Raw genomic sequence first — 15,722 nt, 5'->3', positions numbered from 1 at the left:
ACTACACCGTCAGGCGAGGGAGTGCCGTCGCCTGCTCATGGCCTCATGGAGCAAGGCCATGAGCAGGCGGGTGCAGGTGGCCGTCGGCGAGGCCGTCGAGGCCCAGCCGGATCAGCGTCTGCCCCAGCGTCGAGGTCTCGCGGATGGCGTCCTCCAGGACGGCGAGCTGCCGGAAGGCCTCGCCGTACGCCTTCTGCTCCGTCAGCGACAGGCGCGGCAGCCGGGTGCGGCGCACGTCGAACCTGCTGGAGCCGGTGGTCACCCGGCCGCCCGCGGCCCGCAGGAAGCCGGCCAGGAAGTCGGGATCCAGCCTGCGCGCGTCCACCCGGTAGAGGGTCAGGTGGGGGCCGAGCATCGCGCCCCCGTCGGCCATCACCCGCACGCTGGAGTAGGAGGCCACCACGTCGCCAGGGTGGATCGCGATCAGGCCCTGCTGCATGGTGGTGAAGCCGGACGGCGGGGTGCCGTTGAGCACGTCGTCGGAGGTGAGCACCGGCACGTCGCCGCCGTCGGCGGCCATCTTGGGCGGGGCCTGCGACGTGGTCACCAGGCCCTCCTTGATGAGGTCGCCCAGCGTGGTGGCGGGCTGGTCGAGCGGCTGCTCCAGGACCTTCAGGTCGGGCGGCGCCGCCGCGGCGGCCAGGAAGCGGTCGCGGGCCTCGGCGTACGCCTTGCCGACGTCGTCGCGCCGCTGGTGGCGGGCCGGGGTCATGTCGACCTCGTCTGCCAGCAGGTCGATGATGCGTACGGTCTGGTCGGAACGGTCCTCCAGGTATGCCTGCCAGGCCGGCTCGACGCTCCCGAGGTCGTCGGTGGCGTCGAGGATGAGCACGTCGGACGGCGGCCGCTCGCCGGCCGCCGGGCGGCGCAGCAGCCAGAGGTCCGACCCCGGCAGCGCGATGACGGCACGCAGGGCGCCCGCGCGCAGGAGGTTGGCGCGGATGCGGCGGCCCGCCTTGCGGCTGGCCGCGGCCGGCGGCATGAGGATGGCGACCAGGCCGCGCGGCTTGACGTGGGTGAGGCAGTGCTGGACCCAGGCCAGCTCCGGCTCGCCGCGCGGCGGCAGGCCGTACTCCCAGCGCGGGTCGCCGGTCAGCTCCTCGTAGCCCCAGGCCCGCTCGTTGAACGGCGGGTCGCACACCACGCCGTCGGCCTTCTCGCCGGCGAAGGCGTCATGGCGCATCGAGTCGCCGGCCACGACCGTGGCCTCGACGCCGCGGAGCCGGAGCCTGGAGGCGGTGATGGCCGCCGAGGTCTCGCTGAGCTCCTGCCCGAGCACCTTGACCGTGCCCGGCTCCGCCTGGGCGGGAGCGAGGAGCAGCGTGCCGACGCCGCAGGCCGGGTCGAGGATCGTGGCGGAGCCCGGGCGTACGAGCTTGACCATGAGCCCGGCCACGTCCTCACGGGTCACGGAGAGTTGCCGGGAGTGCGCCTCGAGGTAACGCTCGCACAGGAACTCGTACGCGGTCAGCGCGCCATGCTGCTCGGCCAGCTCCAGCACGAGCTCCGCCAACTCCGGATCGAGGTCCTGCCCGGCCGCCTGCGCGCCTTCGCCCGGCTCACCCTCGCCAACGGACCGCGCCACGCCCGGGGTGCCTCCGTCGCCCATCCGCGCATCGGCGCGGATCGGCCCGCTGTTCAGAGCGTCAGCCTGGCTGGTCAGCAGGGCGCCTGCCCGGGCCACCAGCTCGCCCAGGCGCAAATCGCCCGCGGCTTTCATGCGTTGCCACACCCGATCTCCCAGGGAGACCTGGTAGGACTTCCCATAGCGGCGCAGCCAGGACTCGACCTGTCGCAGCGAGAAGAGCGGCTGGTTGGCCGTGCCGCCGATGGGGTCGGGAAAGTCGTCGTGGCGACGGCGCCAGTTGCTCACCGCGGCACGCCCGACGCCTGCGAGCCGGGCGATGTCCCCGGCGTTGACGGTCGGGTCGTGGCTCATGGAGCCCACAGTAGTTCACAGGAGTCTTCAGCGCATCTGCTTGTGAAGTCTTTCAACCAATGATTTACTGCAAGGTATGAAGCACAACATCCGCTATGCCGCCGGATCAGACGTGGGCCGCCGCAGGGAGCAGAACGAGGATTCCGGCTATGCGAGTGGCCGGTTGCTCGTGGTGGCTGACGGGATGGGCGGACACGCCGCCGGCGAGCTGGCGAGCTCGGCGGCGATCGCCGTCATGCGAGAGCTGGATGCCACGCTTCCCGAGACGGGCGCGGACCTCGAGGCGGCGCTGGAGGGCGCCGTGCACGAGGCGGCGCGTCGGCTGGTCGAGCTGGCCGACATCGACCCCGCGCGCAGGGGGATGGGGACCACGGTGACCGCCATGTTGTGGGACGGCTACCGGTTCGCCCTGGCTCATCTGGGTGACTCCCGCGGATATTTGCTTCGCGATGGCGCTCTCTACCAGATGACCAAGGATCACACACTTGTGCAGTCGATGGTGGACGAAGGCCGGATAACGGAGGATCAAGCCGCCGTGCACCCCCGGCGTTCGATGGTGCTGCGTGTGCTGGGCAGCGAGGGCAGGGCCGAGCCTGACATGGCGCTGCGCGAAGCCGAGCCTGACGATCGCTATCTCCTCTGCTCCGACGGCCTCACGACCGTGCTCGGTCCCGAAGTTCTGCATGAGGTGCTGACCACGGTTGCAGACCCGGGCGCGGCCGTCCAGCGGTTGATCGATCTGGCCAACGAGGGCGGCTCGCCGGACAACGTGACCGTGATCGTTGCCGACGTCGTCGCGCCGGGCGCAGGTGAGGCGGCCGTCTACAGGGTGGGCGCCGGCTCCTAACAAGCTTAGTAGTCAGTCCCGCCAGTCTCACCAGTCACAAACCCGAAATTTCAGCTCATACCACGACACTTTCTGGGTGATTCGCGCAATCCCGCGATGGCACTACTACAGTCCATCGTGATTCGTCGGTTATCTGGGAGGAGTCACCCTGGACCCGATCGCGGACGAGCTGCTGAAGACGGTGCGGCAGGAACTCGGCTACAAGGAGAAGAGCGGCCAGTTCACCAAGTTCGGCCAGTGGTACGCGGATCGCGTCCAAGACACCCAGTACCGCGACGCGCCGTGGTGCGACATGTTCATCGCCTGGGCCGCGGACAAGGCCGGCATCAGCCAGTACGTGGGCGAGTTCGCCTGGACGCCCTCCCATGCCGCCTGGTTCATCCAGCAGGGGGCGTGGACCCAGAAACCCGAGCCGGGAGCGCTGGTCTTCTTCGACTGGCGGGGCGGCAAGAGCTACAAGGGCATCGACCACGTCGGGATCGTGGAGCGCGTCAGCGGCTCGAAGATCCACACGATCGAGGCGAACGTGGACCGGATCCATCTCAAGCGCAAGACCAGGGAGACCGACAAGGTCGTGGGGTACGGCATCCCGCGCCTGGTCAAGGCCGAGGCTGACAGGCCGGACGAGATCCGCTCGACCGAATGGCCCTTCGTGCCGGCGCCGCGCTCGGAGCCGGGGCACGGGTCGCCGCTGGACTTCTTGGGCACGCCGCCCGCGCTGCTGACCGCGATGGTGCTCATGACCGTCGTCCTCTCCTTCCGCATCTCCGGCCGCCGCCGCGGCACCCACCGCCGCCTTTCCTGGCTGCCCTGGAACGCGCCAACCCGCCCGCGAACGCCCTCCGGCAACGACCGGGCAGCCGCCCGCGGCAGGCCGTCGCCCTCCGCGAACACGCGGGCCAAACCGCGCGCCACCCCGCCGCCCTCCGTGAACGCGCAGGCCAAGTCGCCTGCCACCCCGCCGCCCTCGGCCCGCCCTGCCAGAACACGCGTGCCGGCGGGCTCGGCCACCGCGGCGACCAGGCGTCCGACCCCGACGAGACGCAAGCCCTACGAGCCCGGCTGACGCGGGACAACTCAACGCTCCCGCGGCGAAGGCGGTCAGCTCGTGAGGTCGATGACCACCTTGACGTCGTCGCCGGGCTCGAAGGCCTCAGGGGCGCGGGACAGCGGGACCCGCCGGGTGATGAGCCGCTCCAGCCACCCGGAATCGGCCTTGGCCAGGGCGACGGCGGCGTCCCGGTAGTGCCGCAGGTTCGCGTTCACGGTGCCGAAGACCACGTCGTTCTCCAGCACGATGTCCCGGTTGATCACCCCCGCGTCCACCCGGTGCGTACGCCCGCCGGGTGCGAGGCCGGCCAGGCAGACGATGCCCGCGGCGGTCGTGCCGATCATGGCGTCGATGACGAGCGCACCGGCCCCCGTGCACTCGATGATGATGTCCGGCTTGTCGGAGCCGAACGCCTTCAGCGACGTCGCGGAGTGGTAGGTCCCCCCAAGGTCCTCCACCAGCTGGGACTTGAGCCCTTCCGGGGCGCGGTCGATCACGTGCACCTCCAGTCCCCGCTGCCGCCCCATCAGCGCCGCCAGCAGCCCGACCGGCCCCGCGCCGGTGACCAGCAGCGTCCGGGGCTCGAACCAGGTCCGCGACCCGATCCGCTCGATCTGCTCCCACGCCTTGGCGACCACGGAGGCGGGCTCGACCAGCATGCCGACGCTCTCCAGCGCACGATCCAGCCGCACGGCGTACCCGGCCTCGACGGTCCAGCGCTGGGAGGCGTACCCGTCGAGCTGCTTGATGCCCCGCTCGGTGTAGCGGCCGTTGCGGCACATGTCGAACTCGCCCCGCAAGCACGCCCCGCACGGCACGGGGTCGGGCCGTCGCACCACGCCCACGACCAGGTCGCCCGGTGAGAACGCGGACCCCTCCGGCACCTCCAGCACCCGGCCGAGCGACTCGTGCCCGATGACCATCCGCTCCCTGCCGGGCGGCGGCCAGCCGTACTCGGCCGTCGCCAGCTCCCTGTCGGTCCCGCAGACGCCCAGGGCGAGCCCCTGGACGAGCAGCTGGCCCTTGCCCGGCACAGGGTCGGGCACCTCCTCGACGGCGAGCGTCCCTTTCCTGCCCGGCGCGAACGTCAGCGCACGCATTCGGCCTCACCCCCTGGAGCTCCCTACCCCAGACGGACACGGCAAATAGTAGGACGTCATACTATCGAAATAGTTGGACGTCCTAGTATCTTCGAGGGAGAGCCCTCACGAAGGAGTGAAAAGGCGTGCACGTCCCGGAACACCCAGTGCGCTTCGTGACCGCCGCGGCCCTGTTCGACGGCCACGACGCGGCGATCAACATCATGCGGCGCATCCTCCAGTCGCAGGGCGCCGAGGTCATCCATCTCGGGCACAACCGCTCGGTCGACGAGATCGTCACCGCCGCCATCCAGGAGGACGTCCAGGGCGTGGCGATCAGCTCCTACCAGGGCGGGCACGTGGAGTTCTTCACGTATCTGGTGGAGCTGCTGCGCGAGCGCGGGGCCGGGCACGTCAAGGTGTACGGCGGCGGCGGGGGAGTGATCGTCCCCGAGGAGATCGAGCTGCTGCACTCTCGCGGCGTCACCCGCATCTTCTCGCCCGAGGACGGCCAGAAGTACGGGCTCCCCGGCATGATCAACCAGCTGATCGAGGACTGCGACATCGAGCTGGACGGCCCGCCGTCGGTCGAGGCCGTGGTCTCGGGTGACCAGACGGCGCTGGCCCGGGCGATCACCCTCATCGAGTCGGGCCGCGCGCCCGCCGAGCTGGTCGAGGGCCTCAGAGCCGCCGCCACCGAGAAGCGCGCCCCCGTGCTCGGCGTCACGGGCACCGGCGGCTCGGGCAAGTCCTCGCTGACCGACGAGCTCGTACGCAGGTTCCGCGTCGACAACGACGACAAGCTGCGCATCGCGATCATCGCGATCGACCCCACCCGCAGGCGCGGCGGCGGCGCGCTGCTCGGCGACCGCATCAGGATGAACAGCCTGGGCCCCCAGACCTACTTCCGCTCCCTGGCCACCAGGGGCGCCGCCAGCGAGGTGCCCGCCTGCCTCGACGACGTGATCATCGCCTGCCGGGCCGCGGGCCACGACCTGCTGATCGTCGAGACGCCCGGCATCGGCCAGGGCGACGCCGGGATCGTCCCCCACGTGGACGTGCCGGTATACGTGATGACGCCCGAGTTCGGCGCGGCCTCGCAGCTCGAGAAGATCGACATGCTCGACTTCGCCGAGGCCGTGGTGATCAACAAGTACGAGCGGCGCGGCGCGGAGGACGCCCTGCGTGACGTGCGCCGCCAGCTCGTACGCAACCGCGAGGCCTTCGGCGCCAGGCCGGAGGACATGCCGGTCTTCGGCACCATCGCCGCCCGCTACAACGACGCCGGGGTCACCGCCCTCTACCAGCACATCAAGCCCCTCCTGCTGGCCGACTCGGGGCCCGGCCTGCTGCCCAAGGTGTCCGGGCGCACCTCGCAGGCCTCGGCCGCCATCGTCCCGCCGGCCAGGGTCCGCTACCTGGCCGACATCGCCGAGACCGTGCGCGCGTATCACGCGGAGACGCTCGCCCAGGCCGAGATCGCCCGCCGCCGCCAGCAGCTCGCCGCCGTGCGCGCCCTCCTGGACGACGCACGGCTGGAGGAGCTGGAGTCACAGGCGGACCGGGAGCTCACCGACGAGAGCCGGGCCCTGCTCGACACCTGGCCGGCCGTCAAGGAGCGCTACACCGCCGACGAACTGGTGGTGAAGGTCCGCGACCGCGAGATCCACACCCCGCTCTGGCGCGAGACCCTGTCGGGGAACCGCATCCCGCGCGTGGCCCTGCCCCGCTACAGCGACCACGGCGACCTGCTGCGGTTCCTGCGCGGTGAGAACCTCCCGGGCACGTTCCCGTTCACCGCCGGGGTGTTCCCGTTCAAGCGTGAGGACGAGGACCCGACCAGGATGTTCGCGGGGGAGGGCGACCCGTTCCGCACCAACAGGCGCTTCAAGCTGCTGTCCGAGGGCCAGCCGGCGACCAGGCTGTCCACGGCGTTCGACTCGGTGACGCTGTACGGCCACGACCCGGACCTCCGGCCCGACATTTACGGAAAGGTCGGCACCTCAGGGGTCTCCATCGCGACGCTCGACGACATGAAGGTGCTCTATGACGGGTTCGACCTGTCGGCGCCCAACACGTCCGTGTCCATGACCATCAACGGCCCCGCGCCCACGATCCTGGCCTACTACCTCAACACCGCCGTCGACCAGGCCCTCGACCGCTTCCAGGCGGAGCAGGGGCGCGCGCCGTCGGCCGGGGAGGCCGCCGAGCTGCGCGCGAGGACGCTGGCCACGGTCAGGGGCACCGTCCAGGCCGACATCCTCAAGGAGGACCAGGGCCAGAACACCTGCATCTTCTCCACCGAGTTCTCGCTCAGGATGATGGCCGACATCCAGGAGTGGTTCATCAAGAACGGCGTGCGCAACTTCTACTCGGTCTCGATCTCCGGCTACCACATCGCCGAGGCGGGGGCCAACCCGATCAGCCAGCTCGCCTTCACCCTGGCCAACGGCTTCACGTACGTGGAGGCGTACCTGGCCAGGGGCATGAAGATCGACGACTTCGCCCCGAACCTGTCGTTCTTCTTCTCCAACGGCATGGACCCCGAGTACAGCGTGCTCGGGCGGGTGGCCCGCCGCATCTGGGCGGTGGCCATGAGGGAGCGGTACGGCGCCGGCGAGCGCTCGCAGAAGCTGAAGTACCACATCCAGACCTCGGGCAGGTCCCTGCACGCCCAGGAGATGAACTTCAACGACATCCGCACCACCCTCCAGGCCCTGATCGCCATCTACGACAACTGCAACAGCCTGCACACCAACGCCTTCGACGAGGCCGTGACCACTCCGTCGGCCGAGTCGGTGCGCAGGGCGATGGCGATCCAGCTCATCATCAACCGGGAATGGGGCCTGGCGAAGAACGAGAACCCGCTGCAGGGCTCGTTCATCGTCGAGGAGCTGACGGACCTGGTGGAGGAGGCGGTGCTCGGCGAGTTCGAACGGCTGTCGGACCGGGGCGGCGTGCTGGGCGCGATGGAGACCGGCTACCAGCGCGGCAAGATCCAGGACGAGTCCATGCTGTACGAGATGCGCAAGCACGACGGCTCGCTGCCCATCATCGGGGTCAACTCGTTCCGCAACGGGGACGAGCAGCAACCCGAGCGCAAGCTGGAGCTGGCCAGGGGCACCGAGGAGGAGAAGCGCTCCCAGCTGGACCGCCTGCAGGCCTTCCACGAGCGCAACCGCTCCGAGGCCCCCGCCCAGCTCGCCCGGCTGCGCGAGGTGGCGATGTCGGACGGGAACGCGTTCGAGGTGCTGATGGAGGCGGCCCGCCACTGCTCGCTCGGCCAGATCACCGAGGCGCTGTTCGAGGCGGGCGGCCAGTACCGCCGTAACGTCTGACGAGTCCCCCGCCAGGGCGTGCCGGGACACGCGGGCGGGCCGTGGGGTGGACGGGCGGCGCGGATAGGATCACGGGGCGGGAACATCGCTAACCAGGAGGCTTTCATGTCCGACGTCACTTTCAAGGGCAACCCCATCACCGTAGGCGGCACCTTCCCGAAGGCCGGCGACAGCGCGCCCGCGTTCAAGCTGGTGGGCGGCGACCTCGCCGAGCGGTCGCTGGCGGACTTCGGCCAGCAGACCAAGGTGCTCAACATCTTCCCGAGCGTCGACACCGGCGTCTGCGCCGCCTCCGTGCGCCGCTTCAACCAGGTGGCCGCCGAGCACCCCGACGTGGCCGTGCTCTGCGTCTCCGCCGACCTGCCGTTCGCGCAGAAGCGGTTCTGCGGCGCCGAGGGGCTCGACAACGTGACCATGCTCTCGCTCATGCGGGGCCGCGAGTTCCTGGCCGACTACGGTGTGGCGCAGGAGTCGGGGCCGCTGGCGGGGCTGGCCGCGCGTGCCGTGGTCGTGCTCGACGGTGACAACAACGTGGTCTACTCCGAGCTGGTGCCGGAGATCACGCAGGAGCCCGACTACGAGGCCGCGCTGGCCGCGCTCAAGTAGGTCACGGCGCGGCGCTCAAGCGAGTCTTGAAGTCGCCGGCCAGGTCCAGCAGGTGCTGGTCGCTCATGGCGGTGTGCTGGAGGTCCAGGATGATCTCGTGGACCCCGGCCTCCGCCGCGGCGGCGAGGTACGCGCTGATCTGGGCGACCGTGCCGCTCCTCGGCGGAGACCCCTGATCGGTGATGACCGGGTTGGCACGCAGCACCATGCGCAACCCGGCGGGATCGCGCCCGGCCTCCTCGGCGCTCCGGCAGACCGTCCGCCACATCGAGGTGAGCAGGGATAGCGGGAGCGTCGCCGTAAGCCAGCCGTCGGCCCGGCGGCCGATGCGGCGCAGCGCGGGCTCGGTGAACCCGGCCAGATAGAGCGGCGGCCGGCGGGCGGGCTTGGGCTCGATGTGGCTGGGCGCGATCGTCCACAACTCGTGCTCGAACGACACAGGGTCGGTGCCCCAGATCGCCTCCAGCGCGTCCAGGGTGGCGTCATAGCGTGCCCCCCGACCCCGCCACGGCACTCCTGCGGCGGCGTACTCGTCGGACGACCAGCCCAGCCCGAGGCCGGCGACGAGCCGCCCGCCGCTGAGGTGGTCGATCGTGCTGAGCGAGCGGGCCAGGACCACGGGGGGATACCAGCAGGCGTTCAGCGCGCTCGTGCCCAGCCGTACGGACGAGGTCGCCGAGGCGGCCACCGACAACACCGCGAACGGATCCAGGAACACCCGGTACGCCTCCGGGAATTCGCCCCCCGGATAACGGTCCTTCGGCCGCAGCGGCGTCATCAGCCGGTCGCCCGCCCACAGACCGGCGAACCCCATGGAGTCGGCCTCCCGCGCCACCCGCAACACGCTCGGCAGCGCGGCGAACCTGCCGAACTGGGGGACGGCCAGCCCGATGTCCATGAGCTCAGCCCTTCCTGCCGACGCCGCAGAAGATCAGCGACGACTCGGGGCCGTCCACGAAGTCGATCGTGTCGGCCTGGTCAGGACGCCATTCGGGCAGCCAGACGAGGCCCGGATCGACCAGCTCGAACCCTTCGAGCAGCCCCGCGATCCGCTCGCGGCTCCGGAACGTGAGCGGGATGTTGGTGCTCTCGTAGACCTCGGCGATCGTCTCCATCGCCTGGGCGCGGGCGTCGCTGGTGGCGTGGGACATGATGAGGTGGCTGCCGGGGGCCAGGGCGTCGCGCAGGCTCGCGACGATCTCGTGGGGCCGGTCGGAGTCGCTGACGTAATGCATGACCGCCGTCAGCAGCACGCCCACGGGGCGGTCGAAGTCGATCGCCTCCGTCACGTCATGATTTTTCAGGATCCTGTCGGGCTCGCGGAGATCGCCGTCCACCGCCGCCGTGCCGGACCGCCCGGCCAGCAGCGCCCTGGCGTGCACGAGCACCACGGGATCACGATCGACGTAGACCACCCTGGCCTCGGGGGCGATCTTCCTGGCCACCGCGTGCACGTTGTCCTGGGTCGGCAGCCCCGTGCCGATGTCGAGGAACTGCGTGATGCCGGACTCGGCGAGGAAACGCACCGCCCGCCGCACGAACGCCCGGTTGGCCCTGACCGCCGCTCGTAACTCGGGAGCCACCTCGAGGATCTTCGCCCCCACCGCCCGGTCGGCCGGGAAGTGGTTCTTGCCGCCCAGGAAGTAGTCGTAGAGCCGGGCAACGTTCGGCGTGCGCGGATCGAAGGCTGGTGACTCGCTCTCCAACCGTCATTCCCCCGATCAAGAGTTAACGATCTTCGACCTGGATTCTACGGATACCGGCCGACATTCGGTTGAATCTAGCTGTGGACGATACCGGTGTGCCTGTGAAGATTCCCGATACCGTGCGGCGGATCGTGTCTCTGGTGCCCTCGCTGACCGAGTCGGTGGCGGCGACCGTGCCGGAGGCGCTGGTGGGAGCGACCGACTGGTGCTCGCACCCCGCCGGACTCGACGTGGCCAGGGTCAAGGGCACCAAGAACCCGGACCTGGCCGCGATCAGGCGGCTCAGGCCCGACGTGGTCCTGGCCAACGCCGAGGAGAACCGGGCGCCCGACATCGAGGCCCTGCGCGAGTCGGGCATCGCGGTCTGGGTGACGAGGATCGAGACCCTCGAGGAGGCGTTCGCCTCGCTGGATCGCATGTTCCGGCTGGCGTGCCGTACCGGACGTCCTGGGTGGCTGGACGCGGCGGAGCAGGCGTGGCGCGCGCCTGTGGAAGGGCCGAGGAGGACGGCGATCGTCCCGATCTGGCGGCGGCCGTGGATGGTGGTGGGGCGCGACACGTTCACCGGCGACGTGCTCAGGAACCTCGGCGTGGACAACCTCTACGCCGGCCACGGGGAGCGCTACCCCAAGATCCCGCTGCCCGAGCTGGTCGAGCGGCGGCCCGACCTGGTGGTGCTGCCCGACGAGCCCTACGCGTTCTCGGAGACCGACGGCCCTGAGTGCTTCCCCGGGCTCGCCTGCGCGCTGGTCAGCGGGCGCCTGCTCACCTGGTACGGCCCCTCGCTCGTGCAGGCGCCGGAGATCCTGCGACGCGCACTCGGCTGACCGGTCAGCTCGCCGCGTCCGTACGGGCGGCCAGGGCGGCGTCCACGGAGGCGGGGGAGAGCACGTGCTCCATGACGATCACCGCCATCCCCACGATCCCCGCCCGGTCCCCCAGCGAGGTGGTGACGATCTCCAGATTCCTGGTCGTGTACGGCAGGCTGCGGCGGTAGACGATCTCCCTGATGCCCGTCAGGTAGTGCTCCCTGGTCTCCGCCATGTCCCCGGCCAGCACCAGCACGCCGGGGTTGAGCAGGCTGACCGCGGTGGCCAGCACGATGCCCAGCGTGCGGCCCGCTTCCTGGGTGCGCGCGATGGCCTCGGGGTCGCCCGCCTGCACGAGGCGCACCAGGTCGCGGCTGGACTCCTGGCCCAGGTCGACGGCGAGGGCGTGGCCGCTGGCCAGCGAGGCCACGCAACCGCGGGAACCGCACGTGCACACCCGGTCGTCGGTCTCGCGCAGCCGCACGTGCCCGATGTTTCCGGCGGCGTCCTCCACTCCCCGATAAATCTGCCCGTCGAGAACGATGCCGGTGCCGATGCCGGTCGACACCTTGATGAGGATCAGCGAGTCCGTGTCCCGCCACGACGACCACCACTCGCCCAGCGCCATCGCGTTGGCGTCGTTCTCGACCAGGATGGGCACGTCGTACGTCTCTCCGATCGCCCCGCCCAGCGGATAGTCGTCCCACCCCGGCATGAGGAACGACCTGATCACCCGCCCGGTGGCGTGGTCCACCGAGCCGGGCACGTCGAGCCCGATGCCGCACACCTCGCTCGCCGGCCGCCCGGTCCTGTCGAGCATCCGCTGGAACGCCTGCCGCACCCACGACAGGACGGCCTCGGGCCCGAGCTCGATGCGCATCTCGGTGCTCTCCTCGGCGATGGGCCGGGCGGCGAGGTCGGTGAGCGCGACCCTGGCGTGGGTGGCGCCCAGGTCGGCCACCAGCATCAGGCGCCTGGTGGCGTCCACGTCGAGCACCGAGGGCGGTCGCCCGCCCCCGGAGGTGCCGACGCCGGACTCGTGGATGTATCCGGCGTCGATGAGCCGGTCGACCCGATCGGTGATCGTCGATCGGGACAGCCCGGTGTACTCGATGAGCTCCTTGCGGGTACGGCAGGTGCCATTGCGGATGAGCTGGAGGATCTGCCCTGCCGTCAGCATGATCTATCCCTTCTCTGCTCCTGCCGTGAGGCCCTCCGTCAGCAGTCGCTCGCTGGCGAAGAACACGATCACGATGGGCAGCGTCAGCACCACCGATCCTGCCATCAGGACCGTTGTGGGGATCTCTATGCTGCCCGCCAGCTGAGAGAGCCCCAGGGAAACCGTCCAGCTCTCCCGCCTCTCCACGAGGAAGAGCAGGGCGAACAGGAACTCGTTCCACGCGATCATGAAGGCGTACAGACCGGTGGCCATCAGCGCGGGCTTGGACAGCGGCAGCACCACGCGCCAGATGGTCGACAGCCTCGTGCACCCGTCGATCGCGGCCGCTTCTTCCACGCTCTGCGGCACGGTCTCGAAGTAGTTGCGGAGCATGTATACCGTGACTGGCACGGTTTGCGCGATATACACGGCGATCAGCCCGAAAAGCGACCCTCGCAGTCCCAGCATCGTGAACAACACGAACAGCGGGATGGCCAGCACGATCGCCGGGAACAGGTACACCGCCAGGAATAGGAAGTGCACCTGCCGCCGCCCGAAGAACCGCAGCCGGGCGACCGCGTACGCGCCCGGGATCGAGATCAGCAGCGTGACCGCCACCGAGCCGACCGCCACGATCGCGCTGTTCCTGAGGAAGGTCAGGAAGCCCTGCCTGGTCAGCACGTCCACGTACGTGTCCAGGGTGAAGCTGCGCGGCCAGAGCGAGCCGGGGTCCAGGATGAGCTCCTGGATGTCGCGTACGGACAGCATCACCATGTAGCAGAAGGGGAACGCGGTCAGCAGGAAGAGCACCACGATGACCAGCGGCTTCAGCACCCGGAACAAGCCGCGCTCGAACCTATCTCTGCTCACCTTCACCCCCGCCGAAGAACCGCAGGTAGATGGCCAGGAACACGACCAGGAAGACCGCCAGCACGATCGCCTGCGCGGCCGAGGCGCCGATGTCGTCGCGCGCGGTGAGGAAGTTGTAGACCCGCACGCTGACCACCTCGGTGCCGGCCCCGCCGCCGGTCAGCAGGTAGACGTCGTCGAATTTGGTGAACGTGAACACGAACCGCAGCACCGACAGCAGCGCGATGATCCGCCAGAGCTGCGGCATGATCACGTACCGGAACCGCTGGGTCGGCGTGGCCCCGTCCACCACCGCCGCCTCGTCCAGCTCGGCGGGCAGCGCCTGCAGCCTGGCCAGGATGAACAGGAACGCGAACGGGAAATACCGCCACGCCTCGAACGCGATCACCGTGAACAGCGCGACCGGCACCTGCACGCCGAGGAGCTCGCCCTTCGCCTGGGTGAGGAACGCGATCGGCTCGCTGAGCCAGGTGTTGACGATGCCGTACTGGGGGTTGAGCATCGTCTCCCACAGGAACGCCACGGCCACGACCGGCGCCACGTACGGGATCAGGATCGAGGCCCTGACCAGGGTCCGCCCCTTGAACCTGTCCCGGAGGGCCAGCGCCGCCACCAGCCCGATCGCGATCGACAACGCGGTCCCCGCGACGGTGTAGACGAGCGTGTTGACCAGGGACGACCAGAAGCCCGGCTCGGAGACGACGTACGAGAAGTTCTCCAGCGTGTAGTGCCCGAAGATGCCCGCCCGCCTGATGTTGATCAGCCGCACGTCCTGGAACGCCAGAATGATCGCCCACAGCAGCGGCAGCACCACCACGACCAGCGTGATGACGAGCGTGGGCGAGATGAGCGCCAGCCCGGCCCGCCCCTCCTGCTGCCGAAGGGTGGGGGTCACTGGCGGATCCCGCGCTTGATCGTCTCGACGTCGGTCTTGGCCTGCGTGGCGGCGGCCTGCGGGGTCTGCGAGCCGTCCACGACCGCGCTCAGCGCCTTGGGCACGGGCAGCTCGCCCATGATGGCGCCGACCAGCTTGCCCTGGCCCTGCGGGATGCCCCAGCGGGCGAACGTGTCGGGGCTCTTGCGCAGGGCGTCGAGCACGTCGGCGGGGTAGATGTCGGCCAGCGGCTTCTTGGAGTCGACCCCGGCGGGCAGCTTGTTCCATTTGTCCTCGAAGCCCTTGCGGGTCGGGAACTTGCCCTCCGGCGCCATGCCGATCCAGCGCTCGTAACCCTCGTTCATCATGAAGGCCACGAACTTGGCCGCGGAGTCCTTGGCGGCGTCACGGGTGACCGCCCACGAGACGATCTCGCCGTACTGCGCGGGCGCGCTCCCGTCGGGCCCCTTCAGCGCCGTGACCACCCCGGTGTGCTCGGCCAGCCACTGCGGATCGGCGCGGCACTCCTGGCAGCTCGGCAGCGCGTCCTTACGCAGGCCGGCCATCTCGTCCAGGATGAACGACGACCAGATCGTCATGGCCGCCTTGCCGGAGAAGTAGGTGGCCCTGGTGGAGTCGACGTCCTGCTTGCCCTTGACGGAGTAGTCCTTCGCCAGCTTCGCGTAGAACTCGAACGCCCTCACGCACTGCGGGGAGTCGAGGGTGACATTTCCGGAATTGTCGACCAGCTGGCAGCCGTTCGCCAGCGCGACGTGCTCGAAGCTCTGCGCGGTGAACGAGTCCTTGGGGGCGATGGCCAGCGTGATGCCCGCGATCCCGCCCGTGTTGAGCTTGGCGGCCGCCGCCTCCAGCCGCACGTACGTGTCGGGCGGCTGCAGCCCGGCCTTCTCGAACAGGTCCTTGCGGTAGAGGATGAGCTGCGCCCACCCGTCACTGGGCACTGCGAGCAGCTTGCCCCCCGAGCTGTCGAGTTCCAGGGCCCGCGGCGAGAACGAGTCCCTGCCGAGCTGATCGACGACCTTGCCCGGCGTCTCGGTGTCGAGCAGGTCGTTGGCCTCCAGCTCGCGCACGGCCGACAGCGGCAGCGCGCCGATCACGTCCGGCAGGTCCCCGGCCGCGGCGGCGGCCGTCACGGTCTGGCTGAACTGGTCCTCGGCCACGCCGACCAGCTTGACCTTGATCCCGGTCTTCCTGGTGAACTCGGCGACGATCTGGTTCTGCACGGCCATCCGGTCATTGAGGTTCTCCTCGGTCCAGACGGTGATCTGGTTGCTCGCGGACGACTCGCGACCGCCGTCGCCGCACGCCGCCAGCGAAGCGGCTACCAGCAGTGCGACAGAGAGGACGGCGGTTACCTTCTTCGGCATGGCACGCTCCTCCGGTAGGGGATATGCCGCCCTTACCCTCGCCGAGATCCCGGCAA

At 69.8% G+C, this 15,722-nt stretch carries 13 protein-coding genes; 5 read left to right on the top strand and 8 right to left on the bottom strand.

Annotated elements, in window-relative coordinates; all coding sequences use genetic code 11:
* Positions 1-43 precede the first annotated feature (43 nt).
* Positions 44-1,939 (bottom strand): HsdM family class I SAM-dependent methyltransferase, encoded by a 1,896-nt coding sequence (locus ABN273_RS20725; protein ID WP_349450572.1) that lies wholly within the window; start codon positions 1,937-1,939, stop codon positions 44-46.
* Between the two features lie 76 nt (positions 1,940-2,015).
* Here ABN273_RS20725 and ABN273_RS20720 point away from each other — a divergent pair, with 76 nt between their 5' ends.
* On the top strand, positions 2,016-2,786 hold the full coding sequence (locus ABN273_RS20720; protein WP_349450571.1) for a PP2C family protein-serine/threonine phosphatase: 771 nt from the start codon (positions 2,016-2,018) through the stop codon (positions 2,784-2,786).
* A 181-nt stretch (positions 2,787-2,967) separates the two neighbouring features.
* Positions 2,968-3,852, top strand: a complete 885-nt coding sequence (locus tag ABN273_RS20715; RefSeq protein WP_349450570.1) for a CHAP domain-containing protein — start codon at positions 2,968-2,970, stop codon at positions 3,850-3,852.
* Positions 3,853-3,887: 35 nt separating this feature from the next.
* On the opposite strand, the gene ABN273_RS20710 is transcribed toward ABN273_RS20715, so the two are convergent.
* Positions 3,888-4,937: a glucose 1-dehydrogenase gene (locus tag ABN273_RS20710; RefSeq protein ID WP_349450569.1), complete on the bottom strand. Its 1,050-nt coding sequence runs from the start codon at positions 4,935-4,937 to the stop codon at positions 3,888-3,890.
* A 125-nt stretch (positions 4,938-5,062) separates the two neighbouring features.
* Between ABN273_RS20710 and icmF the strand changes: the two genes are divergently transcribed.
* Complete coding sequence (icmF, locus tag ABN273_RS20705; protein ID WP_349450568.1) at positions 5,063-8,254, top strand: fused isobutyryl-CoA mutase/GTPase IcmF; 3,192 nt, start codon at positions 5,063-5,065, stop codon at positions 8,252-8,254.
* 105 nt (positions 8,255-8,359) lie between these two features.
* A complete protein-coding gene (tpx, locus tag ABN273_RS20700; protein WP_349450567.1) occupies positions 8,360-8,860 on the top strand; it encodes a thiol peroxidase in 501 nt (166 codons plus the stop codon).
* Between the two features lies 1 nt (position 8,861).
* On the opposite strand, the gene ABN273_RS20695 is transcribed toward tpx, so the two are convergent.
* Together ABN273_RS20695 and ABN273_RS20690 are read right to left on the bottom strand one after the other, a co-directional pair.
* Positions 8,862-9,758: a TIGR03619 family F420-dependent LLM class oxidoreductase gene (locus ABN273_RS20695; protein ID WP_349450566.1), complete on the bottom strand. Its 897-nt coding sequence runs from the start codon at positions 9,756-9,758 to the stop codon at positions 8,862-8,864.
* A gap of 4 nt (positions 9,759-9,762) precedes the next feature.
* Positions 9,763-10,566: an SAM-dependent methyltransferase gene (locus ABN273_RS20690; protein ID WP_349450565.1), complete on the bottom strand. Its 804-nt coding sequence runs from the start codon at positions 10,564-10,566 to the stop codon at positions 9,763-9,765.
* Positions 10,567-10,667: 101 nt separating this feature from the next.
* Between ABN273_RS20690 and ABN273_RS20685 the strand changes: the two genes are divergently transcribed.
* Complete coding sequence (locus ABN273_RS20685; RefSeq protein WP_349450564.1) at positions 10,668-11,393, top strand: helical backbone metal receptor; 726 nt, start codon at positions 10,668-10,670, stop codon at positions 11,391-11,393.
* Positions 11,394-11,397: 4 nt separating this feature from the next.
* On the opposite strand, the gene ABN273_RS20680 is transcribed toward ABN273_RS20685, so the two are convergent.
* Genes ABN273_RS20680 through ABN273_RS20665 form a run of 4 tightly spaced genes read right to left on the bottom strand, consistent with a single transcriptional unit; the run spans position 11,398 to position 15,666 of the window.
* Complete coding sequence (locus ABN273_RS20680) at positions 11,398-12,555, bottom strand: ROK family transcriptional regulator (RefSeq protein WP_349450563.1); 1,158 nt, start codon at positions 12,553-12,555, stop codon at positions 11,398-11,400.
* A gap of 3 nt (positions 12,556-12,558) precedes the next feature.
* Positions 12,559-13,404: a carbohydrate ABC transporter permease gene (locus tag ABN273_RS20675; protein ID WP_349450562.1), complete on the bottom strand. Its 846-nt coding sequence runs from the start codon at positions 13,402-13,404 to the stop codon at positions 12,559-12,561.
* Positions 13,391-14,299 (bottom strand): carbohydrate ABC transporter permease, encoded by a 909-nt coding sequence (locus tag ABN273_RS20670; RefSeq protein ID WP_349450561.1) that lies wholly within the window; start codon positions 14,297-14,299, stop codon positions 13,391-13,393. The genes ABN273_RS20675 and ABN273_RS20670 overlap by 14 nt, the downstream gene beginning before the upstream one ends.
* Entirely contained in the window at positions 14,296-15,666 is a 1,371-nt protein-coding gene (locus tag ABN273_RS20665; protein ID WP_349450560.1) for an ABC transporter substrate-binding protein, read from the bottom strand. The genes ABN273_RS20670 and ABN273_RS20665 overlap by 4 nt, the downstream gene beginning before the upstream one ends.
* Positions 15,667-15,722: the final 56 nt, after the last annotated feature.

The organism is Nonomuraea sp. B19D2 (assembly GCF_040137845.1).
In the GTDB taxonomy this organism is placed as follows: Bacteria; Actinomycetota; Actinomycetes; order Streptosporangiales; family Streptosporangiaceae; genus Nonomuraea.
This window is presented reverse-complemented; position numbering and strand designations above follow the sequence as displayed.